The sequence below is a fragment of the Paenibacillus sp. S-38 genome, assembly GCF_049942825.1.
GTDB lineage: Bacteria > Bacillota > Bacilli > Paenibacillales > NBRC-103111 > Paenibacillus_G.
This window is the reverse complement of record NZ_CP187970.1, coordinates 4,232,506-4,258,508: the sequence shown is the minus strand read 5'-3', so window position 1 is coordinate 4,258,508 and position 26,003 is coordinate 4,232,506. Positions and strand designations below refer to the sequence as shown.

General features: G+C 57.5%; 18 protein-coding genes. 14 read left to right on the top strand and 4 right to left on the bottom strand.

What is annotated here, in order from left to right; all coding sequences use genetic code 11:
• The first annotated feature begins 77 nt into the window (after positions 1-77).
• From ACP26L_RS19175 to ACP26L_RS19165, 3 genes are all read left to right on the top strand, one after another.
• The gene (locus ACP26L_RS19175; RefSeq protein WP_426445478.1) at positions 78-2,318 is read left to right on the top strand and encodes a helix-turn-helix domain-containing protein; all 2,241 of its coding nucleotides are present in this window, start codon (positions 78-80) and stop codon (positions 2,316-2,318) included.
• 13 nt (positions 2,319-2,331) lie between these two features.
• Entirely contained in the window at positions 2,332-4,620 is a 2,289-nt protein-coding gene (locus ACP26L_RS19170; RefSeq protein WP_426445477.1) for a glycoside hydrolase family 95 protein, read from the top strand.
• Between the two features lie 362 nt (positions 4,621-4,982).
• Entirely contained in the window at positions 4,983-5,741 is a 759-nt protein-coding gene (locus tag ACP26L_RS19165; protein ID WP_426455001.1) for an alpha/beta fold hydrolase, read from the top strand.
• A gap of 61 nt (positions 5,742-5,802) precedes the next feature.
• Here the strand turns inward: ACP26L_RS19165 and ACP26L_RS19160 are convergent, their stop codons facing one another.
• The 3 genes from ACP26L_RS19160 to ACP26L_RS19150 all read right to left on the bottom strand — a co-directional run bounded on the left by ACP26L_RS19160 (position 5,803) and on the right by ACP26L_RS19150 (position 8,225).
• Entirely contained in the window at positions 5,803-6,156 is a 354-nt protein-coding gene (locus tag ACP26L_RS19160; RefSeq protein ID WP_426445475.1) for a MerR family transcriptional regulator, read from the bottom strand.
• Between the two features lie 40 nt (positions 6,157-6,196).
• Entirely contained in the window at positions 6,197-6,937 is a 741-nt protein-coding gene (locus ACP26L_RS19155) for an SDR family oxidoreductase (protein WP_426445473.1), read from the bottom strand.
• Between the two features lie 235 nt (positions 6,938-7,172).
• Positions 7,173-8,225, bottom strand: a complete 1,053-nt coding sequence (locus ACP26L_RS19150; RefSeq protein WP_426445471.1) for a hypothetical protein — start codon at positions 8,223-8,225, stop codon at positions 7,173-7,175.
• Positions 8,226-8,894: 669 nt separating this feature from the next.
• Here ACP26L_RS19150 and ACP26L_RS19145 point away from each other — a divergent pair.
• From ACP26L_RS19145 to ACP26L_RS19120, 6 genes are all read left to right on the top strand, one after another.
• A complete protein-coding gene (locus ACP26L_RS19145) occupies positions 8,895-9,824 on the top strand; it encodes a glycosyltransferase (RefSeq protein ID WP_426445469.1) in 930 nt (309 codons plus the stop codon).
• A gap of 61 nt (positions 9,825-9,885) precedes the next feature.
• Positions 9,886-11,067 carry an NAD-dependent epimerase/dehydratase family protein gene (locus ACP26L_RS19140; protein ID WP_426445467.1) on the top strand — a complete coding sequence of 394 codons (1,182 nt, stop codon included), beginning with the start codon at positions 9,886-9,888 and terminating at the stop codon, positions 11,065-11,067.
• A 57-nt stretch (positions 11,068-11,124) separates the two neighbouring features.
• Positions 11,125-11,325, top strand: coding sequence for a hypothetical protein (locus tag ACP26L_RS19135; RefSeq protein ID WP_426445465.1), 201 nt, complete (start codon positions 11,125-11,127; stop codon positions 11,323-11,325).
• 215 nt (positions 11,326-11,540) lie between these two features.
• Positions 11,541-12,446 carry an AraC family transcriptional regulator gene (locus ACP26L_RS19130; protein WP_426445463.1) on the top strand — a complete coding sequence of 302 codons (906 nt, stop codon included), beginning with the start codon at positions 11,541-11,543 and terminating at the stop codon, positions 12,444-12,446.
• A 302-nt stretch (positions 12,447-12,748) separates the two neighbouring features.
• Positions 12,749-12,901: a hypothetical protein gene (locus ACP26L_RS19125; RefSeq protein WP_426445462.1), complete on the top strand. Its 153-nt coding sequence runs from the start codon at positions 12,749-12,751 to the stop codon at positions 12,899-12,901.
• Between the two features lie 368 nt (positions 12,902-13,269).
• Positions 13,270-13,899, top strand: coding sequence for a class I SAM-dependent methyltransferase (locus ACP26L_RS19120; protein ID WP_426445460.1), 630 nt, complete (start codon positions 13,270-13,272; stop codon positions 13,897-13,899).
• A gap of 85 nt (positions 13,900-13,984) precedes the next feature.
• Here ACP26L_RS19120 and ACP26L_RS19115 read toward each other — a convergent pair whose 3' ends face one another.
• On the bottom strand, positions 13,985-14,650 hold the full coding sequence (locus tag ACP26L_RS19115) for a stalk domain-containing protein (protein WP_426445458.1): 666 nt from the start codon (positions 14,648-14,650) through the stop codon (positions 13,985-13,987).
• A 441-nt stretch (positions 14,651-15,091) separates the two neighbouring features.
• Between ACP26L_RS19115 and ACP26L_RS19110 the strand changes: the two genes are divergently transcribed.
• From ACP26L_RS19110 to ACP26L_RS19090, 5 genes are all read left to right on the top strand, one after another.
• Complete coding sequence (locus ACP26L_RS19110; protein WP_426445457.1) at positions 15,092-20,905, top strand: endo-1,4-beta-xylanase; 5,814 nt, start codon at positions 15,092-15,094, stop codon at positions 20,903-20,905.
• A gap of 277 nt (positions 20,906-21,182) precedes the next feature.
• Complete coding sequence (locus ACP26L_RS19105) at positions 21,183-22,790, top strand: AraC family transcriptional regulator (protein WP_426445455.1); 1,608 nt, start codon at positions 21,183-21,185, stop codon at positions 22,788-22,790.
• Positions 22,791-22,888: 98 nt separating this feature from the next.
• Entirely contained in the window at positions 22,889-23,887 is a 999-nt protein-coding gene (locus ACP26L_RS19100; RefSeq protein WP_426445453.1) for an ABC transporter substrate-binding protein, read from the top strand.
• Positions 23,888-23,898: 11 nt separating this feature from the next.
• Positions 23,899-24,906, top strand: coding sequence for a FecCD family ABC transporter permease (locus ACP26L_RS19095; protein WP_426445451.1), 1,008 nt, complete (start codon positions 23,899-23,901; stop codon positions 24,904-24,906).
• A 28-nt stretch (positions 24,907-24,934) separates the two neighbouring features.
• Positions 24,935-25,924, top strand: coding sequence for a FecCD family ABC transporter permease (locus ACP26L_RS19090; RefSeq protein WP_426445450.1), 990 nt, complete (start codon positions 24,935-24,937; stop codon positions 25,922-25,924).
• The last annotated feature ends 79 nt before the right edge of the window (positions 25,925-26,003 follow it).

The window sequence follows — 26,003 nt, the reverse complement described above, 5'->3', positions numbered from 1 at the left end:
AGGTCCACCTGCCGCCCCGGACATACTAAGCCGCCGCGGCTCCAAGCGTGAACCCTTGAACAGAAAGGAGAGACCTTATGGGGAAGACCCGAGCTTACCGCATCTTTACTACTTTCCTGTTATCGTACCTCCTGATCCTGCTGCTGCCGGTGTCCGGATTGACCTTCGTCGTCTATCACGCCTTCGTGAACAAGCTGGAGGAAGAGACGGTTCAGGGGAACCTCAATACTCTGGATAAGGTCAGATATGTGATGGATGAGCAGCTGAAGCGGCTGGAGGACACCACCTACCAGATGATGCTGGAGGACAACCGTCTCTCTCTGTTCAGGGTTTCCGGGGATCACGGATACAAGGCTTGGGGCATCGTGAGCGAACTGAAGCGCATCCAGAAGATGAATCCGTTCGTGCATGAAATCTGGCTGTACTACCGCGCAGAGAGTTCCGTATATACGAGCAGCAGTGTATACGCGCTCCCCATGCTGGCCGATCAGATCTATCAGTTCGACGATTGGCGGGGAGAGGAGCTGTCAAGAGACCTGAATTCCGTCTCCGAGAGGGTGATCAAGCCGCCCGCCATGGACCGGATCGGACAGGAACGCTTCATGCGGGTGATCGTTCCGGTTCTGCCTTACCGGAACCAGCCCTATGCGTCCGTGGTGTATCTCATCAAGGAATCCGCCATCCAGCAGCTCCTCTCCAACCTCATCCCGACAGGCGGATCCACCTGGATTCTCGATCCGGAGAACAGGCCGGTCGCCGGCGCGGGTGCGGTCGGCAAAGCCCAGGCGGAGCAGGTCAGCGTCCTGAGCGCAGCTGCGGCCCCCGGCTCCCAGAGGGTTACCATCGGGAAGGAGGACCACTATGTGTTCTCCATCCGCTCCAAGCAGAGCGGCTGGACCTATGTCACCCTGGTTCCGGTGAAGCTGGTGCTTGGAAGACTGGCGCAGGCCCAAACCCTGTTCCTGTACGGAGGGGCCGTCGTGCTTGTCATCGGCGCGCTGTTCGTCTTCCTCGGCATGCGCTGGAATTACCGGCCGATCCGGCAGCTGCAGCGGGAGACCGAGCAGCTTCTGTCGCCGGAGGGTCCTGCGCTTAACGAGCTGGAGACGGTCCGTTATGCGATTGCTTCCTTGGCCGACCGCAACCGCTTGCTGGACGAACGGGTCAGAAGCCATGCGGCGGCGGCCAAGAAGCAGCTGCTCTTATCGCTGGTCAAAGGGGATTTCGGATCGGAGGATGAGCTTCGTCTGCATGCGGACGAGATCGGGCTGCCGATCGGTGGCACCCGGTTCCGGGCGGCGATTCTCCATCTTGCCTCGGCAGATGGCGGCAGCGACAGGGAGATGGGGGTCGAGACCCTGGAGCTGCTGCTGCTTTCCCTGCTTCCCGGATATGCAGCCGAGCACATGGAGCCGGGGAAACTCATCCTGATCCTCTTGACGGACGGGCTTGGCGAAGCCGATGTCGAGCACGCCGTTGAAGCGTTCCGGCAGAGCGTTCACGCGGTCTGGAGCGGGTCCGCCACGATCGGACTGGGGAGGGAGTGTGAGCTGACCGGACTCCCGAGATCCTACCTGGAAGCCAACACGGCCATCGAATACCGCTTCATCCAGGGGCTGAACCGGATCATCGAATTTGGGATGATCCCGTCGGACCGGTCGCTCACCCCCTATCCAAGCGGAGAACTGGAGCTGCTGGACCAATCGATCCGGGCGGGGCAGTCCGCGAAGGTGGAGGCCTCTTTATCCGCTATGCTGAAGTATGTGAGAGGCAGCCAGCCGCCGCTTTTGGTAGTCCGCAGCCTCTGCCTTGAGATCATCCGCACGGTGAACAAGGCTTGGGATGAGCTCGGACTGCAGGAGCAGAGCTCGTCCGTCTTTCCGGACGTGTTCGCCTTGGAACGGCTGGATACGCTGGACGACTTTGAGGGGTTGATCCGTTCGGTGTGCAGTGATCTCTGCGGCGCCTTCCGAAGTGCGCAGGGGGCGGAGACGCCGCTGCGGACCCTGGATCTCATGCTGGCGTACATCCATGAGCATTACCGGTCCTGCGACTTCTCGGTACAGGGCATGGCCAGGCACTTCGGGATGGCGGTTCCGAATCTCAGCCAATATTTCAAGGACCAGACGGGCGAGACGCTGCTGGACTATACGACCCGCCTGCGCATAGAGAAGGTGAAGGAGCTGCTTGCCAGCCAGGACCTGCCGGTAAAAACCATTGCCGAGCAGGTCGGTTATCACAATGTATCGAGCTTTATCCGGAGATTCAAGCAGCTCACGGGCGTAACCCCGGGAGAGTACCGCTTGCAAATGAAGTGATAGGAGGCGCTGTATGGAACAGCATAAGCTTTGGTTCAGACAACCTGCCAAGGATTGGAATGAAGCCCTGCCGCTCGGAAATGGCAGACTGGGGGCCATGGTGTTCGGCCTTCCGGGGAAGGAGCGGATTCAGCTTAATGAAGATACCGTATGGTACGGCGGCCCTGTAGACCGCCATAACCCGGACGCACGCCGGTATCTCCCCGAGATCCGGGAGCTGCTGCTCGGCGGAAGGCTGGCGGAGGCACACAAGCTGGCGGCCATGGCGCTGTCGGGCATTCCGGAGAGCCAGCGCCACTACATGCCGCTCGGCGACCTGTGGATCACCATGGATCACGGGAAGGGGGAGGCTGAGGAATACAGAAGAGAGCTCGATCTGTCGAAAGGGATGGTCAGCATCCGCTACCGGATCGGAGATACCACGTTCAGCCGTGAGCTGTTCATCAGTTATCCCGACCAGGTGCTGGTGCTCCGCCTTCGCGCCGACCGCCCCGGCGCGGTCGGGTTGACTGCCCGGCTCGACCGGGGGAAGAGCCGGTATCTGGACCAGATCGCAGGGGCAGGATCGAACGCTCTAGTCATGCGCGGGAACTGCGGCGGGTCCGGTGGATCGGATTTCCGTGCGGCTCTCCGCGCAGATGCCGAGGGAGGGAGCGTCCGCTTGATCGGCGAGCACCTGATCGTGGAGGGGGCGGATGCGGTAACCTTCTATTTGTCCGCTGCCACGACGTTCCGCCACGAGGATCCCGAGGCCTACTGCCTGAGTGTTCTCTCTTCAGCAGCCGAGAGGGCATATCCCTCGCTGCTTCAGCGTCACTTGGAGGATTACCAAGGCTTGTTCGGCCGTGTACAGCTAATGCTGGAGGCTGGAACGGAAGAGGCTGCCGCGGCAGCGGTGCTGCCAACCGATGAGCGGCTGGAGAGAGTGAAGAACGGCGGGGATGATCCCGGGCTGATCTCCTTGTATTTTCAGTACGGCAGAGCCCTTCTCATCAGCTCCAGCCGGCCCGGATCCCTTCCGGCCAACCTGCAGGGAGTCTGGAACGAACAAATGCGCCCGCCGTGGGACAGCAAGTATACGATCAATATCAACACGCAGATGAACTATTGGCCCGCCGAGACGTGCCATCTCTCGGAGTGCCACGAGCCGCTGTTCGATCTCATCCTCCGGATGAGCGAGCGGGGCAGCAGAACCGCCGAGGTGATGTACGGCTGCCGGGGGTGGACCGCACACCACAACACGGACCTCTGGGCCGATACGGCACCGCAGGATATTTATCTTCCTGCCACGCATTGGCCGCTGGGCGGGGCATGGCTCTGTCTGCACCTGTGGGAGCATTACCGCTTTAACGGGAACGATTCCCGTCTGGCCGAGTTCTATCCCATAATGAAGGGGGCGGCGCTGTTCCTGCTCGACTATATGATCGAAGCGAAAGACGGGCATCTGATTACATGCCCCTCGGTCTCGCCGGAGAATACGTACATCCTGCCGAACGGGGAGAGCGGTACGCTGTGCGCCGGCCCGGCCATGGACTCGCAGATCACCCGGGAGCTGTTCCAGGCCTGCGTTGACGCGTCCGGGATCCTCGGCACGGATGACGAATTCCGGGTTGAGCTCGAAGCGGCGCTGCAGCGCATACCCGTCCCCCGTGTAAGCGAAGGCGGATACCTGCAGGAGTGGCTCGAGGATTACCAAGAGAAGGACCCGGGCCACCGGCACATCTCCCATCTCTTCGCCCTCCATCCCGGGACGCAGATCACACCCGCCCGGACGCCCGAATGGGCAGCCGCCGCCCGGCGTACCCTTGTCAGGCGGCTGGCGGGCGGCGGAGGACATACAGGTTGGAGCCGGGCATGGATCATCAACTTCTGGGCCAGGCTGGAGGAGGGGGAAGAGGCGCACCGGCACATGATGGAGCTCCTCCGGAAGTCCACGCTGCCCAATCTGTTCGATAACCATCCGCCGTTCCAGATCGACGGGAACTTTGGGGGCGCCGCAGCGGTTGCCGAGATGCTGCTGCAGAGCCACGACGGTGCCATTCACTTCCTGCCGGCGCTGCCGAAAGCCTGGCCTGCCGGCCGTGTGACCGGTCTGCGGGCGCGCGGAGGCTTTGAGGTGGACCTGAGCTGGTCGGACGGCTCCCTGACGGAAGCGGCGATCCGGTCGGTCAGCGGGCATCGCCTGGATATCCGGTATTCACGCCCGCTCGTTCATGCCGATACCGGACAGGCATTCCAGGGAGCTGACAGCAGGCAGGGAGAGGTGTTCCGGCTGCAGCCCTTAACCTCAATAAAGCTTTAGCCCCCCCAATGGCAGGCTGCTATTATTTGGAGCCCGGAACGGAATATTGTCCTTAATCCAGGGTTGGTGTGCGGCACATCAGGCAGCCGGATCATTTCAGTGATAGGTATGACAGCATCAAGGCTTGAGAAGCCCTCCTTCTGACTCAGCGCAGGGGAGGGCTGTTTGCGGCTTGCGGGCGGCTGATGAGCCTGCCGCCTATGGCTCTCCTTGCCCGTCAGGCGGCTCTCTTCTTCCGCTGCGCCGGCTTCGAGCTGCGGAATGTCAAGGCCGAGCAGACAGCACACTTTTAATTGACTAAACGTTCATTCAAAGGATACAATGAAATCGTAAGCATTCCACAACGTATGGAGGGGCTGCCGATGGATTTGTATTATGAAATGACAGGTCAAGGGACACCGCTCGTTCTTCTTCACAGCGGAGGAGCGGACCTGCGGGACTGGACATGGGTCACGCCGCTGCTGGCTCAGCAGTATAAGGTCATTGCCTTGGATGGGCGGGGCTGCGGACAATCGCCGAATCCCTCAGAGGAGCCTCCTGACTATGTCGACGACCTGCTTCAGGCACTGGATCATCTCGAGCTTTCCCAGGCCGTGATTGTCGGACATTCGATGGGCGGGCAGATTGCGGCCGAATTTGCGCTGAAATACCCTGAGCGTGTGACGAAGCTGGTGCTGATCGCGCCCGGACTGTCGGGTTTTGCCCACAGTCCGCAGTTCCTGGGGTGGATGGAGAAGATCCGGGAAGTGGCCCCGGATGTGGACCGCATGATGGACATTGCTTTGTCGGGCCCTTCCTATCAGGTAGTTATGGCCAGCCAGCGCCGCGAATGGATGGAGCGGATGTGGAAAGAGAATACCGTCAAGATGATGCAGTGGGGCACATGGGAATCGGTATGGCCGCAGCCTCCGGCGGCGGAACGGCTGGGTGAGCTGGCTGTTCCGACCCTGTTCATCCTGGGCAGGGAGGACGTACCGGATCTTCACCGGATTGCCGAATGCTTCCGTGCCGTGCCGGATATCCGTTTTATCCTCATGGAGGGAGCGGATCATAAACCGACCTTGACACATCCCGAGGAGATCTGCCGCCATATCACCGAGTTTGTGGAGGGCCGCGTCTGAGGGCTCAACAGGCTGCACATTGGGTAACGAGGAAAGGCAGCCGGGTCGGCTGCCTTTTTCCTCATTCTTCTATTCGCATGTTGAGATACAAATCCATTTTTCGATGAATCATAGCCTGATACGCTAACAACTGATCGATTTGAGAAGCTACGTTTTCGTTTTGTTTTTCGAGCATTCTGAGACGCTGATCAATGCTGGTGCTTTCCTGAACAAAATGCTTAATATCCGAAATCGACATCCCAAGGGCGCGGAGGCAGCAAATAAACTCAAGGGCTTCCAAGTCCTTCTCTGCATAGCTTCGCATGCCGCTTTCACTGCGCATCACAGACGGTAAGATCCCTTCCTTCTCATAATACCGGAGGGTATGAATAGTTAACCCGGTACGTTCTGCAGCTTGGCCGATGGTATAACTCACAAGATTTCCTCCCTCATCGGGGTATTCAAAGCTGATTTTATTATAGTTCCTGGCTGGTAGGCCTTACAATGATTTCGTTAACTGCCGTATACTCCGGCTGGGATATGGCGTATGCAATGGACTGGGCGATCGCTTCGGCAGGCAGCGCTCTTTGCATGGATTCCTCAATGTCCTTCCGGATCTCCTCATTCGATACGGTGTGGACCAGTTCGGTCGCAACCCCGCCGGGACAAATAATCGTAGTCCGGATGTTATTCTCCGCTTCCTCTTGCCGCAGCGCCTCGGTGATGGCCCGAACGGCGAATTTCGTACCGGAATATACGGCCCATGATTTTCTGACGATATGCCCTGTTACCGAAGAAACATTAATGATGTGGCCCCGCCTCTGTGCTCTCATGTACGGAAGTACCGCGCCGATCCCGTACAGCACCCCTTTGATGTTAATATCGATCATTTGATCCCACTCCGTGACCTTCTTCTCATGCAAATAAGATAAAGGCATGATCCCGGCGTTGTTAACCAACACATCGATCCGTCCAAAGGTATCGACGGCCAGCCGGGCAAGTTCTTCCACCTCCGGGTGAGAAGAGATATCCACAGCTTTGTATATGGCGGTCCCACCCTGATCTTCAATCGTGCGTTGTAGTGACCTCAGCCTTTCCTCACGTCTGGCGGCCAGAACGACCTTCGCTCCATTTTGAGCGAGCAGTTTGGCAGCGGCCTCACCGATCCCGCTCGATGCCCCAGTAATGATCACAACCTTGTCCGTTACGTTCCGCATGGTTTATCCATCCTTTCCAGATTCAGGATGTGTCCAGTATAAAGTCTAGAGTTCACTCTAGGTCAAGAGGGGGGCTCCGAACGATTGGTGGAGGGCCCGAAACGGGATACGAACGGATAGGGGCGGAACAGACACGCTCCTTGTTAAATCCCAACCGCTCAATACAGCTGCCGAACCAGCTCGTAATCGTACCAGAATTGAGACCTGCCTGTGGTGAGGTCGAGCATCTCATTCCTCAAGCCGTTGAGATAAAACACCGAGCCTGCTTCATCCACATATACATCTCCCGGGAGATGCTCATAGCGCGCTTCAGAGCACCCAGCCGTGTGTCCAGCTCATAGACTCCATCGCTCGGCTTCCTTTCACCCGCTCCAAACAAATCGTTAAATGATCGAACAACCATCCTCCCGTCCTGCACCTTCAATACCTCTACGTTATCCGCCTGCAGCCTGCTGTTCAGCTCCTCAACTGTACCATCGGGACGGACCAGCCATACTTGACCCTTGTTCGTCCGTGCATCCCAGGTATCTTCCGGAACCAAACTGTAAAACCACAGGGAGCCATCCGGGTTCTGAATCATCCGGTCCGGGAACTGGGTGATGGGCTCCAGCTGCACTGCTCTCCCATCCTTGATCAAGAAGCTGGCGGGACGGTACAACCCTCTTTTGCCCGGTTCGCTGGGCCAGAGCTCGACATAGAGATAGACAAGGGTAAGCCCATCATTCACCTGTACGACCGCCTCCTCAAAATCAGGCGGATTGGCCTTGATGCTTACCGTACAGGCTGTTGTTCCCGGAATGCATATCCGCGCGATTCGATCCAAAGATTGCAGCTCCACAGGCCCGTAATAAAAGCGGCCCTCCCTGAATTCCACCTTCTTCGAAGTACTGATCGTCAGCCTGTGGGGCTGTTCGCGTTCCTTCGCTTTTTTCCTGACCAGCTCTGCCTCTTCCCGCGTAAGCCTGACGGGTGTCTGCTTCATTCCCTTGTCAATGGAATATACGGCAGACTCATTGGCAGAAGCATAGAGGCGGTCGCCTTCATCGTAAAAAACATTGTAAAACACCTTATGCTGCACGGTAGTCAGCCGAAGTCCTTTTCCGCTGTCCCACTCGGTTGTCCATTCGAATTCGTCATGGGTGAACCGCCAGGTCATCGGGAAGTAGAGGATGTCACGAAACCGGAGGATCGGATAAGCCTCCTTGTTATTGTCTAACCGCTTCCAATTGACCGTGATAGGCTCTTGCAGCAGTCCAAGTTTACATGGGATATTCCGGGGTACATCCATGGCAACATCCTCCTTGAAAGGGTTATATCTCCACAGATGAATGGAACCCTCTGGAAGTTACAGGGAATCGGACGGTAAGGGGGATCTTCTCCAGCGGATGTGTTTTCTTATTTGTAGAGAGAGGCGGAAGACAGCAAAAAGCCCCGGGGCAGGTGAGACCTTGGAGGGATCACACGGGGAGGCAGGATGCAGAGCCTGTCGAATTCCAAGGGCCAGGAGCGAACCGCCCAACCCCCGCCCGAATGACTCGAGTCAATGCGGAAAGTCATGGAGCAGCATATGACCTGCAGTTGTGCTTCTGACCCTGGACAACTGGGCAGGGAAGGTATGAAGCCCCCTAGATGCGGCGGGATCGAAGGAGGATCTCTTTAACCCCAACTCCGGAACATGACCGGTCAAGCAGCGAGCCTGTCACCCCATCCGGCTGCTGGTGTGACTTCGTCACAAAATAGAATGACCCCGTCATATGAATCCGCTTCCAATTGCCTAAGGCAAAGATCATGCCGTTCCGGTAAAAAGAGGGCTGCGGCAGGAGAACAGGGATACCAAAAATGGTAGCGAGGTCGGCGTGCCTACTGGGAGCTCCAACCCATGACAGCCTCCATCGCCGGTGGTAGCATGAGAACCATCGAACAACGGAGCTGCTGAAGCCAAGAAGGAGAGCCGCATATGCCTATCAAACCGATGATCAGCATCATCCTCCCGGTGCGCAACGAAGGAGACCGCATTGCCCGCACTCTGCAATCCATCGCGGATAACCGGATCACAGACTGCGAGCTGGAATTCGTCGTCGTGGACGATGCCTCCGACGTCCCCCTGTCGGCGGAGCTTCCAGTGTCCGCCCCTCGCGCCGTGCTGCGAGTGCTGCGGCTTGAGCAGCAGGCCGGCGTGCCGGGAGCGCGCAATTATGGAGCACGAGCTGCGGCAGGGGACATTCTCTTCATCACGGATGCCCATGTGGAATTCAGCCGGGGCTGGGATGTAGAGGTGTTCCGGCATCTGGATGACGGACGCATTCTGGGAGCCACGATCTGCGACACCGTATCGAGCTTCCGCGGGTACGGCTGCAGCCTCATCGTGCCCTTCATGGGCACGCAGTGGAACCGGGAGAAGCCGGCGGGCGGGACGCCGAACATCCAGATCGCCTCGGCCGCAGGCACCGTGCTGCCCCGGGCCCTCTTCGAGAAGCTGGGCGGGTACGACTCGGGCATGCGGCTGTACGGGGGAGCGGAGCCGGAATTCAGTGTGAGAGCCTGGCTCAGCGGGGCGGAGATTGTGTCGGTGCCCGAGCTGCACATTCACCACCGGTTCAAAACGAAGCCGGAGATCGAGCGGTTTCTGACGGATTTGAAGCCTCATATGCTGCACAACAACCTGCGCTTTGGCCTCCTGTACCTCAGCGAATTGGCCTGCCTGCAGATGCTGCGCTACTATGCTGTACTGTATCCGGAGTTCATCCGGGAAGCGGTCAGTCAGGTGGAAGCCGGGGATTTTCGCGAACGCCGTGCTGCGCTGGAAGCCTCGTTTGAGCATGATCTGTCCTGGTTTATCCGGCGGTTCAGCGTGCTTGACCAGGCCGGTGCCGAGATTTTGCTGTAGTTTTGTGGGTAGGGTGAACCTGCAGTAAGGGGCGCTTCGCAGACAGGGGAGGAAAAAAAGGATGAAGATCTTAATCACCGGAGTCGACGGTTATCTAGGCTGGTCGCTTGCTCAGACCCTCACGGTCCGGGGTCATGAGGTGGCGGGTGTGGACAACGGCTTCCGCCGACAGTGGGTGGAAGAGATGGGCTCGTGGAGCGCCATTCCCGTAGTGGAGATGAAGGAACGCCTTCAGGCATTCAAGGAAAGGTACGGCCGTGAGCTTCGTTATTGGGAAGGCGATTTGCGGAACTATCCCTTCGTCGAGGAGATAATCCGGGAGTTCCGCCCCGAAGCGATCGTCCATCTGGGCGAATGCCCGTCGGCGCCTTATTCGGCCATCGATGTGGAGCATGCGGTGTTCGTGCAGACGAACAACCTGACCTCCACGTTCCACCTCGTGTTCGCGATGAAAGAGTACGTGCCGGACGCCCATCTGATCAAGCTCGGCACGATGGGCGAATACGGAACGCCGAATCTCGATATTCCCGAAGGGTTCTTCGAGGTCGAATTCCGGGGGCGCAAGGACCGGCTGCCGTTCCCGCGCCAGGCGGGATCCTGGTACCACTGGAGCAAGGTGCACGGCTCCAATAACGTCATGTTCGCCTGCAAGCTCTGGGATCTGACGGCGACGGATATCATGCAGGGCGTGGTGTTCGGCACGCATCTGGATGCCATGGGCGGCGACGGACGGCTCGCCACCCGGCTGGACTTCGACCAGGCGTTCGGGACCATCGTGAACCGGTTCTGCTGCCAGGCGGTCATCGGTCACCCGCTGACGCTGTACGGCTCCGGGCACCAGCAGAGAGGCTTCCTGCCGCTTCAGGATTCCATGCAGTGCCTGACGCTTGCCATCGAGAAGCCGCCCCGCAAAGGGGAGTACCGCGTACTGAACCAGTTCCAGAATGTGTACCGGCTGGATGATTGGGCGAATAAGGTGGCCTCCGTAGCGGGGGAGCTGGGGCTGCCGGTGGAGATCCGGCACGTGGAGAATCCACGCCGGGAGCTCGAGGAGCATCACTACCGGCCGGATCATGAGGAGCTGCTGCGCCTGGGTTACCAGCCTTCGCAGGAAGTGGAGCGGGAGCTTGCCGGCATGATCGCCCGGCTTCAGCCCTGGGTGGACCGCATCCGGGCGAAGGAAGCGGTGCTGCTTCCGGATATCCGGTGGAATGGACAGCGGAGCCGAGTGGCTTACCGCTGAGCGTCCGGGCAGCGTTCTTCGCCTGTACCCGGACCACGGGAGAGGAGGTGACAAACCATGACGACTGCCGTAAATACGCTGCTGTCCGAGCTGACAGCCAGCCAGGAGGCCCTGACTGCGCTTGTAGCGCAGCCGGAACAGCTCGGCGCCGGGCTCGGCTTTAATGCCGACCAGCTCCGCGCACTGAGAAGCGCAGACCGCTTCGAGCGCCCGATGAGACCGGTGACGTTCACGACCGGAACGACCATTACCGTGTAATGGGATAAGAACTTATGCATGGAGGCTGCCGGTGACCGGCAGTCTCTTTTTCTATGTCTGCTTATGTAGTAGATCTGGTGTAAAATAACCGGTAAGGGCAGGGAGTCTGAACCCGCGTGGCGGCATCCACCTTGCAGAATCGTGCATGAATAGCTAGGACGGCTTCAAGAAGAAGCTCTATGATTGGGATATGAAAAGGAGGCCATGCAACCGGTATGGATTGGCTGAAACGAATGAATGGCGCCCTCGATTATATCGAGGATAACCTGGCGGGGGAGATCGACTACAACACGGCGGCGGGGATTGCCTGCTGTTCCGTCTATCATTTTCAACGGATGTTCTCGTACATGGTGGATATCCCCTTGTCCGAGTATATCCGGCGCAGAAGGCTGACCTTGGCTGCGTTCGAGCTGCAGACGCGCTCTATCAAGATCTTGGATTTGGCGCTGAAGTACGGCTACGATTCGCCGGAGGCCTTCACCCGCGCCTACCAGAAGCTGCATGGGGTCGCACCCTCCCTGTCGCGCCAAAAGGGCATCAGCCTGAAATCCTATCCGCGGCTGTCCTTTCACATCACCCTCAAAGGAGCCGAAGAGATGAACTACCGAATGATCGAAAAAGAAGCTTTTGCGGTGTTTGGCGTGGAGGAATTCTTTCCGGACGAGAACGAGGACAAGCAGACGGGGATTCCCGACATGTGGAGAAGATGCATGCAGGACGGCACGATCGGGCGCATCGGGAAAGCGGCCGGCCGTAAACAAGCCTGGTCGGGCCCAGGCCTCAAGCCGGTGTACGGCGCCTTTGGCTACCCGGAGGAAGGTCAGGGCAGCCCCGGCACACCGTATCTGATCTGCGCGGATATGCCGGAGTCCGGCTTAAAGGCGGAAGACCCTTATGCGGTTGTGGAGATCCCTGCACAAACATGGGCGGTTTTTACGTCAGCGGAGCACCTGCAGGAGAAGAGTGTGGATAGCACGCAGGACCTCTGGAAGCGTATCTATACGGAGTGGTTTCCCATGTCATCGTATGAGCCGTTATCCGGACCCCTGTTCGAGAAGTTCGGAATCGCGGAGAGCGGGCTATCCTACTGCGAGATCTGGGTTCCTGTACGGCATATCTGAGTGGAGAGGGCTGCCTGAGGCAGTCCTTTTTAGTATAATAGAATTTATAAAATCTAGGGGCTTGTTTCTGCTGGCCGCAAGCTGTCTATGCAAATAGCGGAGGTACGATGCTTTATTCCCACTTTTCGAGGGTACCCATCAGAAATAAAGGAATTCAGATTCGCTATTGTAGGGAGTGACGCGGTTTCCAGGTCCGTTTCCCCCGAATAAGGCATTTGAGTTCCGCTATGTTTCGGGAAATACTGGGAAATACTTTAATAAGATACCTCACTTCCGCTATTTTAAAATGAACGTTCCGACGCGTGCCGAAACGATCGGTCACCGGGGCTGAACCGCATGCCTGCCGGCTCGAACTGCAGGTCGCTGATCAGCTCCGTCTGCAGCGTCTGCAGCTGAGACCATCGGTCCGACAGGCGTACTCCCCGAACCTCTGTCCCCCGAATGGACTGCGGTAAGATTAGGACCCTGCCAGATCAGGTAAAAGAACTGAATTTATAAAACTTCGGGCGAGGCTTGATGAGAGAGGGAAAGGGTATGGAGTGGAAAGTTCACGGGCCGCCTTTGAAGTCTTGTCCTCACACTTCAGAAATTCAATGGGGACACGACTTCAAGAGCGCTTGGAACCCCATACCCATTCCTGCCGTGCACCAACATTATGGACTGGAACGTAGGGATCTTTAAGGACAACGGCAGGCGTTTTTCTCACTGGTTCGGCTGCGTTGTTTAGACAGCAAGGAATACGAGAATACGTCATCGAATAAGAAGAATATGCGGTCACCGCTTGACAACTTCCAGTATATGGGATATATAAGGAGGTAGAGGAATGACAGAGTTCTGGGAATCCAGTTTCATAGAAAATCAACGGATGTGGGGATTCGAACCTTCCGACTCAGCCATTTTGACAAAGGACTTTTTTCTTGAAAAGAAAGTGAAAGACATCTTGATCCCGGGAATTGGATATGGTAGAAACGCAAAGGTTTTTTTGGCCAACGGGATAAAGGTAACCGGTATCGAGATTTCAAGAACAGCGATTGATTTGGCCAGGCAGGAAGGGCTCTCGCTTCCTATCTTTCATGGCTCCGTAACGGATATGCCTTTTGATAACAAATTGTATGACGGCATATTTTGTTATGCACTGATTCACTTATTGAATCGTCGGGAGAGAGAGAAGTTTATTCAAGATTGCTATGATCAGTTAAAGCCAAACGGATATATGATCTTTACTACGATATCCAAAGAAGCCCCCATGTTTGGGAAGGGCAAGCCACTCGGGAAAGACTATTTCGAGATCATGGAAGGGGTAAAGATGTTTTTTTATGATTCTGCCTCGATCCGGCAAGAATTTGGGGGATATGGACTGATCGAAAGTTCGGAGATTCTTGAGCCGCATAAGAATAAGGAACATGCAGCTCCATTTCCATTTATCATGATCAAATGTAAAAAAGAACAATAGCTTCGGGGGAACGGCTGCCGCGTTCATGGGACTGGCTGTGATGTATAAATCCGATGCGGGCAGCCGCTGCTTGCAGGGGTTCTTCTTATTTGTAGTAGGAAGTAGTAAGAGGGATGAAGATTCCGTTTACACCCGTATCGTTCTCATACTTATAGAACACCGTGACTTCATTTTGCCCGCTCACGTTCACTTCAATGGTCTTGAGCCCATCCTCCGCCTTAACGGTCTCAGATTTGAGCAGACGGCTGTTATCATCTTCGAATTTCAGCTGCACATCGGACCCGATGGCGGCTACCTGAAGGTACAGCGTCTGGTATTTCTTGCCGGGCTTCAAAGTGAAGTTGTAGCCGTTGTTCGTGGTATCCTTGATGACTTCCTGGTAATCCTTATTTTTGTATTTCGTTTGATTCGGGTCCTTGATCGCCTGATAGAAGGTCTGCGTGGAATTGAGCGGTACACCTTCCACTTTTTCTCCGAAGAGAACGCTGTTCGATGCCGCATCATAATCCACGGCCACATCCAGCGAGCTGGCGATAGCTCTGGCCGGCAGGTAAGTGCTTCCATCGTATGTAATCGGGGTTACTACATTGCCCTGCTCGTCCAGCAGTTGAACCGTTTTGCCGTTCACCTTGACCTTGATATCATAGTTGAGGTACGCCTTGATTTCTTCCAGATTGGCCCCGGCATACACGCCGACGCTCGCTCCGAACAGAACAGATAAACCGATCGCGGAAGCCAACATTTTTTTCATAGAATGCTTATTCTCTCCTTCAATTCATGATGTGTCGACATTATGTCTCCCACCTGAGTATATGCTTCCAATATCAACATATCAAGGGGTTTCTTGCCATCCAGAGTCCTTATACCAGGCACCCACCCCCGCACCCATTCATAAAATCCTCCAAGCGGATCCGGGCTGGCACTTTCCAGCCCTAATCAGTGTTCATCAAAAATTACGCGGGCCGGAGAAATCCGGTCCTTTTTGGCTTGGCTTCGAGGAAAAATCTTCCGGAATCTTAATTTCTTACAGTATCCTCTATATTTCGTAGGGTACCGGCCCGACTGAAAGCCCGTCATAATAAAACAAGCGACGACATATAAAGCGCTTACACCAATGATGCTGCTGATCCCGCTGCCATGCCGATGCTTCTGTCGCGGATGAACTTCTACTCTAAAAGGAGGAACACACGGAATGTGGAAAAAGCTAAAAACCGTACTCGCCGTGATCCTGAGCATCGCCATCGTGATGCCTCAAGGCTACGGAATGCCCGCTGCGGAAGCCGCAGCCATAGGAGATACGGTCATGTCCGGAAGCTTCGATGGGGGTACCGACGGTTGGTTCAAGCGCGGAACCGAAACCGTGACGCAGAGCACGTATACCGCCCACAGCGGGGGAGGGAGCTTGCTGACTACCGGCCGCAGCGCAGCGTGGAACGGACCGGGCGTTAATGCGGATGTTCTGCAGCCGGGCGCCGTTTATGAATTCTCTCTTTACGCCAAGCTGAAAGAGGGCACGGCCGGGTCGGCCGCCATAGAGCTGACCTTGAACCAGCAGGGATTGCCGGACAACGATCCGGGGGCGTATGCCGCGATTGATTCCGCTTCCGTTACAGCGGACCAGTGGGTCCTTCTTCAGGGCCGGTGGAAGGCGGACGAGAGAGCTTCCGGCTATCAGGTGTATGTGCAGTCCACCGGCAATGCCACGGTCGATTACTACATCGACACGTTCTCGGTGAAGCTCGTATCGCTGCCCGCTGAGGAGCCGTCCCAGCCGGCAGGCATTCCCGTTGTGCTGTATCACAAGGTCAATGTCATTGCGGAGGCCGGTAATCCGTATCAGACTACCGTGGAGCAGTTCCGTCAACAGATGGACTATCTGGCCGATCACGGCTATACCACGCTGTCTGTGCAGCAGTATTACGACATCATGACCGGCAGCGCAGCTCCGCCGGACAAGCCGATTCTGCTGACCTTCGACGACGGGACGCCCGACTTCTATACGAACGCTTATCCCATTCTGAGGCAGCATGGAATGAAAGCGGTCCAATTCATCGTCAGCGATTGGATCGACGGCTACGGGATGTCGACGGAGCAATTACAGAAGCTGGCGGAGGATCCGGCGATCGATCTCCAGAATCATACAAAGTCCCATCAGGACTTGAGTGCCATGGACCAAGCCGCGGCCGTCGCCGACATTGCAGCGGACAATGAATTCCTGAAGCGGATGACGGGCAGGGATTCCTGGGTTCTCGCTTATCCTTACGGGGCCTACAACGCGGAGACCAAGCAGGCAGCAGCGGAACAGGGGATCCAATTGGCGTTTAAAGTCGGCAGCGGCACCACCAGGCCGACGGACGACAAGCTGGCCCTGGGCCGGGAGATGATGCTGGCCGGCGATACGCTGGCGGACTTTGCCGCCAAGATCGGCGGACCGGCGCCGCCGGCCGATCCCCCACCGACCACACCGTCTGGGACGGTCATCTTAAGCCAAAGCTTCGAAGACGGCCAAACGGGAGGGTGGGAGAACCTCTCCTGGAGAGGCTCCGGCATGCTGGAAGTTTCTTCGGCCAATGCGTCCCATGGGACGCAGTCCCTGAAGTTCAGCGGCCGGGATTCGAGAGCGAGCAGCCCGTCGGTCAATCTGACCGGCCTGCTCGAACCCGGGCATAAGTATGACCTATCCCTGAAGGTCAGGCTCGGGGACGGCAGCGACACGCTGCATGTCGCATCCAAGATCGAGTCGCCCCTGCTGGACAACAAATATCCTTGGCTGGCCGGCAATCAGGAAGTGACGGCCTCGGGCTGGACCTCCTTCGAAGTGAACGATTACGAGGTTCCTGCGAATACGACGGAGTTTCGCATTTGGCTGGAGTCCGTAACTTCCTCAACATCCAAAGCTGACCTCTACATCGACGAGGTGCTCATTCAAGACGTAACCCCCGCAGCGCCCCCGGACGAAGGCGAGCCGGATCCGTCGGGAGTCCGGTCTGACTTTGAAAGCGGGCAGGGGGAGTGGGTGCGCAGGAACGGTTCCGGTCAGATCTCCGTATCGGCAGAGGAAAATCATACCCCGGGCGGCTCCAAGAGCCTGCTGACGACCGTTACCCAGCAGTATGACGGACCGCTCTTGAACGTGCTTGGCAGGATGCAGAAAAACTACAAGTACAACCTCTCCGCATGGGTCAAGATGGCTCCCGGCCAGTCTCCCGCCGTACTGCGGATCAGCGTACAGCATGGGGAGAGCTCCTTCACCAACGTCTCGTCGAACGTCACGGTAACGTCGGATGCGTGGGTGAAGCTGGAAGGAACCTTCACGATGACCGCAACTCCAAGCGTACTGAATGCCTATGTGGAAACGGCGGAGGGCTACAGTGAAGCGAGATCGTTCTATATGGACGACTTCGAACTGATCCATGCAGGCACCGCAGCAGGACTGAAGCCGGTTCAAACGGACATCGACCGCTTGAAGGAGGTATATGCGGATTACTTCAAGATTGGGGCCGCAGTGGAACCGGCGCAGCTCGAAGGTGGTGTGCATGAGCTGCTGGATTACCATTACAGCTCCATCGTTGCCGAGAATTCCACGAAGCCGGCCTCTCTGAACTCCGCGCCAGGCGTATGGAAGTGGGAATCCGGGGATGAGATTGCGCAGTATGCGAAGGAGCACAATATGGACTTCCGGCTGCATACGCTCGCCTGGCATTCGCAGGCTGCCGAATGGATGTTCCAGGATGGCAGCGGCCGGCCTCTTGAAGCTACGCCGGAGAACAAGCAGCTCGTACTGGACAGACTGACGGCCTATATTCAAACCGTGCTGCGCCACTTCAAGGACATGGGAGCCGCCATCCATGCCATCGACGTTGTTAACGAGGTCATTGACGAAGGACAGCCGGACGGCATGCGGAAGAGCGAATGGTTCCGCCTGACAGGCAAGGATTTCATCCGTACCGCCTTCACCGTGGCCCGGCAGGAACTGCCCGGTGCCAAGCTGTATATCAACGATTACAACACGCAGGATCCGAAGAAGCGGGACTTCCTCTTCAACCTGGTTACGGAGCTCAAGGCCGAGGGCATTCCGATCGACGGCGTCGGTCATCAGACGCATATCAATATCAGCGGGCCATCCGTGCAGCAAATTTCCGATTCCATCCGGAAGTTCGCCGAAGCCGGCTTTGACAATCAGCTCACGGAGCTGGATGTGTCTGTCTACACGAACAACAGCACCAGCTACGATCCGGTTCCGGAGGAGATCCTGGTCAAGCAGGGCTACCGCTTCAAGGAGTTGTTCAAAGAACTGGTTCGGCTGGACCGGATGGGACAAGAGGCCGGCAATCCGGAGGGATGGATCAGTAGCGTGACGCTGTGGGGGATTGCGGACGATCACACCTGGCTGCACAACCGGGGAACGACCCGTCAAGACGCTCCTTTCCCGTTCGACAAGCAGTACCAGGCCAAATATGCTTATTGGGGCATGGTGGAAGCGGTGAAGCCCCTTACGCCTTCCAAGCTCCCGGTATCGGCCAAATCTGCGAATACCGCACAGGGCACCCCGGTGATCGGTCAAGAATCGGATCCGGTCTGGAACACGGTTGCGGCTCTGAAGACCGAGCGGCTCGGAACACTGGAGGCCGACGTGAAGACGCTGTGGGATGCGGAGCATCTCTATGTCCGGGTAGCGGTAAAAGACAGCACACCGACCGACACCGATGGGATCGAGCTCTTCGTAGATGAGAATGGAATCCGAAAGCTGACATTCGCGCGGAATCATCCGGCGGTAACTGAAGCGGCTGGCGGCTATGTGCTGGAGACGGCCATTGCGCTGCAGGGAGCATTGGGCAAGCAGGTCAAGTTTGATGCGAGGGTAACCGATAAAGGGATGAACGACGGGACAGAGCAGGGCGGCAACGGCGCCATCGTATCCTGGAGCGACCCTCGGAGTGCGCAGGACAGCGACAGCCAAGGGTATGGAATCCTTACTTATACGGAAGTGGTCCGAACCGCAAGCGCCGCCTACGGCACACCTTCCATTGACGGAGAAATGGATGGAGCGTGGGCCAAGGCGCCGGTTTATTCGACGGATGTACGGGTCGAACAGAACGGCGGCGCCAACGCCCGAGCCGAATTCCGCACGTTATGGGACGAGGGGCATTTGTATATCTATGCCGTTGTCCGTGACAGCGTATTAAGCGATGCCATTGCCAACGCCTGGGAGCAGGATTCGGTCGAAATCTTCGTTGACCAGAACAACGGCAAAACAGCCGCCTACGAGGAAGATGACGGCCAATACCGTATCAGCTACAAGAATGTGAAGACGGTCGGCGGCCATGCGGCGGCCAGCAATTATGCTTCGGTCACGAAGCAGGTCTATGGGGAACAAGCTGGTTATATCGTGGAAGCCGCAGTAGCGCTGGATACGATTACGCCCGCGGAGGGGACCGAGATCGGGTTCGACTTCCAGGTGAATAACGACCAGGACGGCGGCAGCCGGGACAGCGTGTTCACCTGGAATGATCCTACCGGCCAATCGTATGCGAATACCTCGAGATTCGGGGTAGTGCGGTTTGCGCCTGTCGGGGGCCTTGACCCGGGTACCGATCCGGGTACTGATCCGGGTACTGACCCGGGTACTGATCCAGGTACTGATCCAGGTACTGATCCAGGTACCGATCCGGATACCAATCCAGGCACCGACCCGGGGACTAACCCGGGTGCTGATCCAGGTACCAATCCGGACACTAACACGGATACCGGTTCGGACTCTGGCTCCGATTCGGGCACCGGCTCAAGCTCAGGGTCTGGATCTGGAATAGGTTCCAGCCCAAGTCCAAGCCCAAGCCCGGCTCCGAACAAAGGCCCGGCCGTCTCGGCCCATCCAGTGACTGCCGTCTTGGATGCCCAGGGCAGAGCGGAGGCCGTTGTAGGCGCGCAGGCTTTGACCGAGGCTTTGAAGCATGCCTCAGCCGGCCGCATCCGCCTGGCCGTCGAGGTGCCTGACGGCGCGAAGACCATCACCGTCAGGCTGCCTGCCGAACAGGTGAGAGCGGCAGCGGGTGCCGGCGTCCAGCGGATTCAGGTGGACATGGGTCTGGCCAAGCTTGAGCTTCCCATATCCTTGTTCGCCGGCTCTGAGCAGGCCGCCGACATGGAAGTAAGCGTGAGCTTGGTGGAACCCCGCACCCTGCCGGAAGCCCTGCGCAGCAAGCTTGGAAGCGGCCGGGTGCTGGACTTGAGCGTAAGCGCGGATGGCAAGCGAATCGGCGAATTCGGCGCCGGCCGGGCGGTTCAGGTGTCCATCCCTTACAATTTGAAGCCAGGTGAGAAACCGGGACAAGTTGTAGTCTACTCCATCTCGGAGAACGACGGCCTCAAGGTGGTCAAGAACGGACATTATGTTCCTTCTACGGGAACGGTAGACTTCAAAGCCCTTCATTTCAGCAGATACGCGGCCGCACCGGTTCAGGTCACCTTCTCGGATGTGACACAGACGGCTTGGGCTGGGGACAGCATCTCCGCACTGGCGGCCCGCGGCATTGTAGATGGCGCCGCCCCCGGACAGTTCGCACCGGAGAAGGAAGTAACGAGGGCCGAATTCGTGCAGATGCTTGTCCGGACACTGGATCTACCAGCGAAGGAGGCGGTGAATCCGTTCAGCGATGTGCTGGATGGCGAGTGGTATTACGAGGCAGTGGCGGCGGCCCGGCAATCCGGTGTCGTCACAGGTCAAACTCCGGGGGTATTCGGCGTCCATGACAAGATCAGCCGGCAGGATATGGCCGTCATGACCTACCGGGCCATGACAGCCGCCGGGCTGACCCTGCCGCACGCCAAGGAAGCGGCGGCATTCAGCGACGCCGCGCACTTCGCCGACTACGCGCAGGAAGCGGCGGCGTCCCTGCAGCAGGCGGGACTGATCAGCGGCATGGGTGACGGCACATTCGCTCCGGAGGCTTCCGCCACCCGGGCGCAGGCAGCCGTCCTCCTCAGCGAACTGCTCAGTCAAAACTGATCCCATCCGAAGCGGTGGTACAAGCAGCTCCGGCTAAAGATTCTTAAGAAGGCTGTCATGCTCACCGGGCCGCTGGCCCTAAGGCATGACGGCCTTTTTCTGCCGTCTGCCTTTCTTTTCGTGTCATGGGTCGTATGCACAGCGTGAATGCCTGTTGATCCCCTTAATAGGTTCATTTTTGTGCGTTCATCAAGGATTTGAGTGTTGACTAGTTCACAGCCGTATGATAACTTATCGTCGATAATGATTCTCATTTTCGATTGCAGGGAGGCTATTCATGTTGTATGCCCAGGACTTTGAACACATTTCTACGATGAATCCTATCCTGATCCATTTTCGTTCCGCCCAGCTCATTCAGGATGGGGACTTCGAGCCCCGTTTGCTTACTTCTTATTGTGTCGTTGCGGTCAAACAAAGCGAATGCTATTTGAGCCTCGATCTCCAGAAGGAATGCCGTTTAACTCCGGATGCCGTGTACATCGCCGCCCCGGGCCATACGTTAGCCATTCATCCTGAGACCGGCCGGAAGCCTCATGTCTTTCTCATCGAGTTCGATCTGGGGCAGGGGGGACAGGCGGATGGCGCATTTCCTCTGACGGGAGAAACACCTGTCCGTTATGACCTGCGAATGATTCAGTTATGCGAACACCTCTGCGAATGCAGCCAAAGTGGAAAGGGCATCGAATGGCTGCACGGGCAGTCTCTGCTTTATGAGCTGCTGTATTGGATTCTGACCCACCGATCGCAGAGCCAGGAAAGCCTGGATTCGCGGGCCTCCATGGAGCGGACCAAAGAGTACATCGATGCAAACTACAGTGACAGTCTGAGCCTGGAGCAGCTGGCCCAAATGGCCGGGATCTCCCCCAAATACTACGGCAGCCTGTTCAAAAAAAGGTTCGGCAAAACAGCCATCGATTATTTGACCGAGGTTCGAATCCACAACGCGAAACGCATCATGATGCAGTCGGACGTCCGCCTGAAGGATGTTGCGTTCAAGGTCGGCTATCACGACGAGTTTTACTTCAGCCGGATGTTCAAACGGGAGGTCGGCGTGTCGCCAACCGCTTATCTGAAGAACCGGAAGCACAAGATTGCCGCTTACTCCGCGCCCGTTCTGGGGCAGCTGCTTACACTCAACATCATGCCTTACGCTGCACCGCTGCACCCCAAGTGGACTTCGTACTATTATGACAAGTACCGTTCGGAGATCCCGCTGCACCTGAGCGGCTTCCGCACGAATGAGAATTGGGAGGCCAATCTGGAGACGCTGTCGGGCAGTGATGTCAACTTCATCATTACTACGGATCAGCTGCATCCGCTGGAGAAAGAGCGGCTCGAACATATAGCGCCGGTACATACGATTCCTTTATACGATGAGACATGGCGCGAGCAGCTGCGAAGAACCGCGCGAATCGTGGGCGCCTCCGACCAGGCCGAGGCCTGGCTGGACGGATACGAACGGAAAACGGCCGTTGTTCGGGAGAAGCTGCAGGATCTCATCCGGGAGGAGAGCGTGCTGATCGTCAGCCAGTTTAAAGACGCTTACCATATTTACCCGACCCGGGGAATGAAAGAGGTGATCTACGGAGATCTTCAGATGAAAGCTCCCGCGGAGGCTGAGGGGTATGCCACCGGGCAGAAGCTGAGCCTGCAGCAGATCGCTGCCATGGATGCGGATCATCTCTTTCTGAATATATGCCAGGAGACGGAAACCCTGCAGCACTGGGCGCAGATTCAGACCACCGCGCTGTGGAGGAACCTGAAAGCGGTGAGAACGAACAAGGTGCATTTGATTTCGTCCGACCCTTGGCGGGAATACTCCGCCTATGCCAGCGAACGGATGATGAATGATCTCGATCATCACTTATGCGGGAATTGTACATGAAACTCTCGGTACATCGTTCATGTACCAGAAGGCGGTCATCCACTATACTCTACTGAGAATGATTATCATTAACAGCCAGAAAGAGGGGGACTTTTTTTATGAAAAAAATATGGACTATCGGCGCCGCGACGCTGACACTGATGACACTCATGGCGTGCGGCAAAGCGGAGCCGACCGCAGCGGTCAATACGCCGTCACAGCAAACGGGCAGCACGCCACAAGCGGCAGGGGAGCCGGCTTCCACCAGCACTAAGGTCATCCAATACGGCGGCAAAAGCTATACCGTTCCGGCCCAAACGCAAAAGCTGGTCATTACCGGGGCGCTGGAATCGATGGAGGATGCCCTGCTGCTGGATGTGAAGCCGATCGGTGCCATTACGGTCGGGGGAGTGTTCCCGCCGTTGTTCGCCCCCATTACGGATAAAGCGGAGGGCATCGGCGAGAAATCCCAGCCGAACCTGGAGGCCATTCTCAAGCTGAAGCCGGACGTGATCCTCATGAGTACGAAGTTCCCGGCCGAGACGATCGAGAAAATGAGCAAGATCGCCACCACCATTCCAGTATCCCACATTGCCAGCGACTGGGAGAATAACCTGGGCCTGCTGGGGGAGCTGACCGGCAAGCAGGACAAGGTCACGGAGGTTCTGGCCCAATACAAGGCGGATACGGCGGCCCTCAAGGACAAGATCGGCCCGGTACTGAAGGATAAGAAGGTGCTCGCCATCCGCGTGCGGGCAGGCAGCATGTTCGTTTATCCGCAGGATGTCTTCTTCAACCCGTCGATTTATGCCGAGCTCGGCGCCGCCGTTCCGGACGTCGTCAAGCAGGCGAAGGCGCAGCAGAACATTTCCCTCGAGAAGCTGTCGGAGATCAATCCGGATTACCTCTTCGTGCAGTTCTCCGAGGACGAGAATAAGGAAACGCCGAAGGTGTTTGAGGAATTGAAAAGCAATCCGATCTTCCAGAGCATTCAAGCTGTAAAAACCAACCATTTGTACACGAACCTTGTTGATCCCCTGACGCAGGGGGGGACAGCCTACAGCAAAATCAAGTTTCTGGAAGCGCTGAGCCAAAGCAGAATCGTGCAGGCCAAGTGATCCAGGCTGTCATGAAACGCAGAGTTCCCGCGCATACCCTGATTTTGGCCGCAGCCCTTCCGGTCCTGCTCATCACTATCCTGCTGTCCGTCATGTACGGGGCCAAGAGCATGGAGGCCGGTCGAATCGTCGAAGCGCTGCTGCATTTTGACCCGGGCAATGTAGACCACCAGATCATTATGCACTCCCGGCTGCCCCGGGTGATCGGCGCGCTGCTCGTCGGCGCGTTCCTGGCGGTGTCGGGCGCACTCATGCAGGGAATGACACGCAATGATCTTGCTTCCCCTTCCATTATGGGGATCACCGACGGGTCCGCCTTCGCCGTTACGGTCTGCATGGTCGCCATGCCTTATGCTTCGTCGATGGGCATGATTCTCGCCTCGTTTGCCGGCTCCTTCCTGAGCATCGTACTGGTCTTCGGCATGGCCTCCCTGCTGCCCGGCGGAATGTCGCAGGTGCGGCTGGCGATCCTCGGAACGCTGACAGGCACCTTCCTGAGCAGCGCCGCGTCGGCCATTGCGATGTATTTTCAGGTGTCACAGAACATCAGCTTCTGGTACAATGCGCGCCTTCATCTGATGGACCCCAAGCTGATCGTGCTCGCGGTGCCGTTCGCGGCCGCCGGCCTGCTGATCGCGCTGGGGGTATCGAAGCACATCACGATCTCAGCGCTGGGGGATGAGATGGCGGTATCGCTGGGGCAGAATACCGCACGGATCAAGCTGCTGACCACACTCAGCGTCATTCTGCTTACCGGCATATCCGTTGCGATAGCGGGGCGGATCGGCTTTGTGGGGCTGATTGTTCCCCATCTGACACGCTTTCTTACCGGTCTGGATTACCGCCATATCATTCCGTGCTCGGCGGTCATCGGCGGCGTATTCCTCGCTCTATGCGACGTGCTGAGCCGGTTCCTGAACTATCCGTACGAGATGCCGATCGGCGTCGTCACCGCCATCATCGGGGTTCCCTACTTTCTTTATCTGATTCGGACGAGAGGAGGGAAGAGCTATCGGTAAAGCGTTAAGACTGCCCATTGCCGCACTTGTGACGATAGGCCTGGTGCTGGTGCTGCTGATCGCCTACATCTCGCTGACGAACGGTGTGTTCGACATCTCCGTGAGCGACACGGTCCGCACCCTGCTGCGGATGAATCCGCGGCAGGATTACGATCTGGTGATACTCGAGTTCCGGCTGCCCCGGATTGTGATCGGGGCCTTGGTCGGCATGGGCCTCGGGACGGCCGGAGCCGTGATCCAGAGCCTGACGCGCAACAACCTGGCCGATCCGGGCATTCTTGGGATCAATGCCGGCGCGGGTGCGGCGATGGCGGTGTTCCTGTTCTTCTTTCAGGGAAGCATCCAAGGCACCTCCTGGGGCGCCGTGATGGCGATGCCGCTGGCCGGCTGGGTGGGCGGCCTGGGCGCGGCTCTCCTGATCTATGTCTTCGCTCTGCGGCAGGGCCGGCTGGACCCGCAGCGCCTGCTGCTTACGGGGATCGCTGTGTCATCGGGGCTCTCCGCGGTCTCGGTCTTCGTTACCCTCAAGATGAACGCCCAGGACTTCGAGATGTCCGCCGTGTGGGTATCCGGTTCGATTTATAACGCGAACTGGAAGTATATTCTGGCGATGCTTCCCTGGCTGGCAGTGCTGATGCCGGTCCTCCTGCTGCGCTCGCGCAAGCTTGATTTGTTCCCGCTGCATGAAGACAGCTCCCGCGGACTCGGCCTCGAGGTCGAGAAGGAGAGGGTCCTGCTGCTTCTCTGCAGCATCGGGATCGTCAGCGCCTGCGTCAGCGTCTCCGGCGGCATCGGCTTCATCGGTCTGATATCTCCGCACATCGCACGACGGCTTACCGGACTTGCGCATCGGCGTCTGCTGCCTCTGAGCGCTGTCATCGGTGCGCTGCTGGTCATGGCGGCCGATTTGATCGCGAAGACGGTATTCGCTCCGGTCGAGCTGCCCGCAGGCATTGTGGTAGCCCTGATCGGTGTGCCTTATTTTGTCTGGCTGATGTACCGCAGCAAGCATTCGTAGAGAAGCCGCCCTTCGGTAGCAAGGGGCGGCTTCTTGCATGTTCAGAACGGATAACCCGCGTTCATCCATTCTGTACATA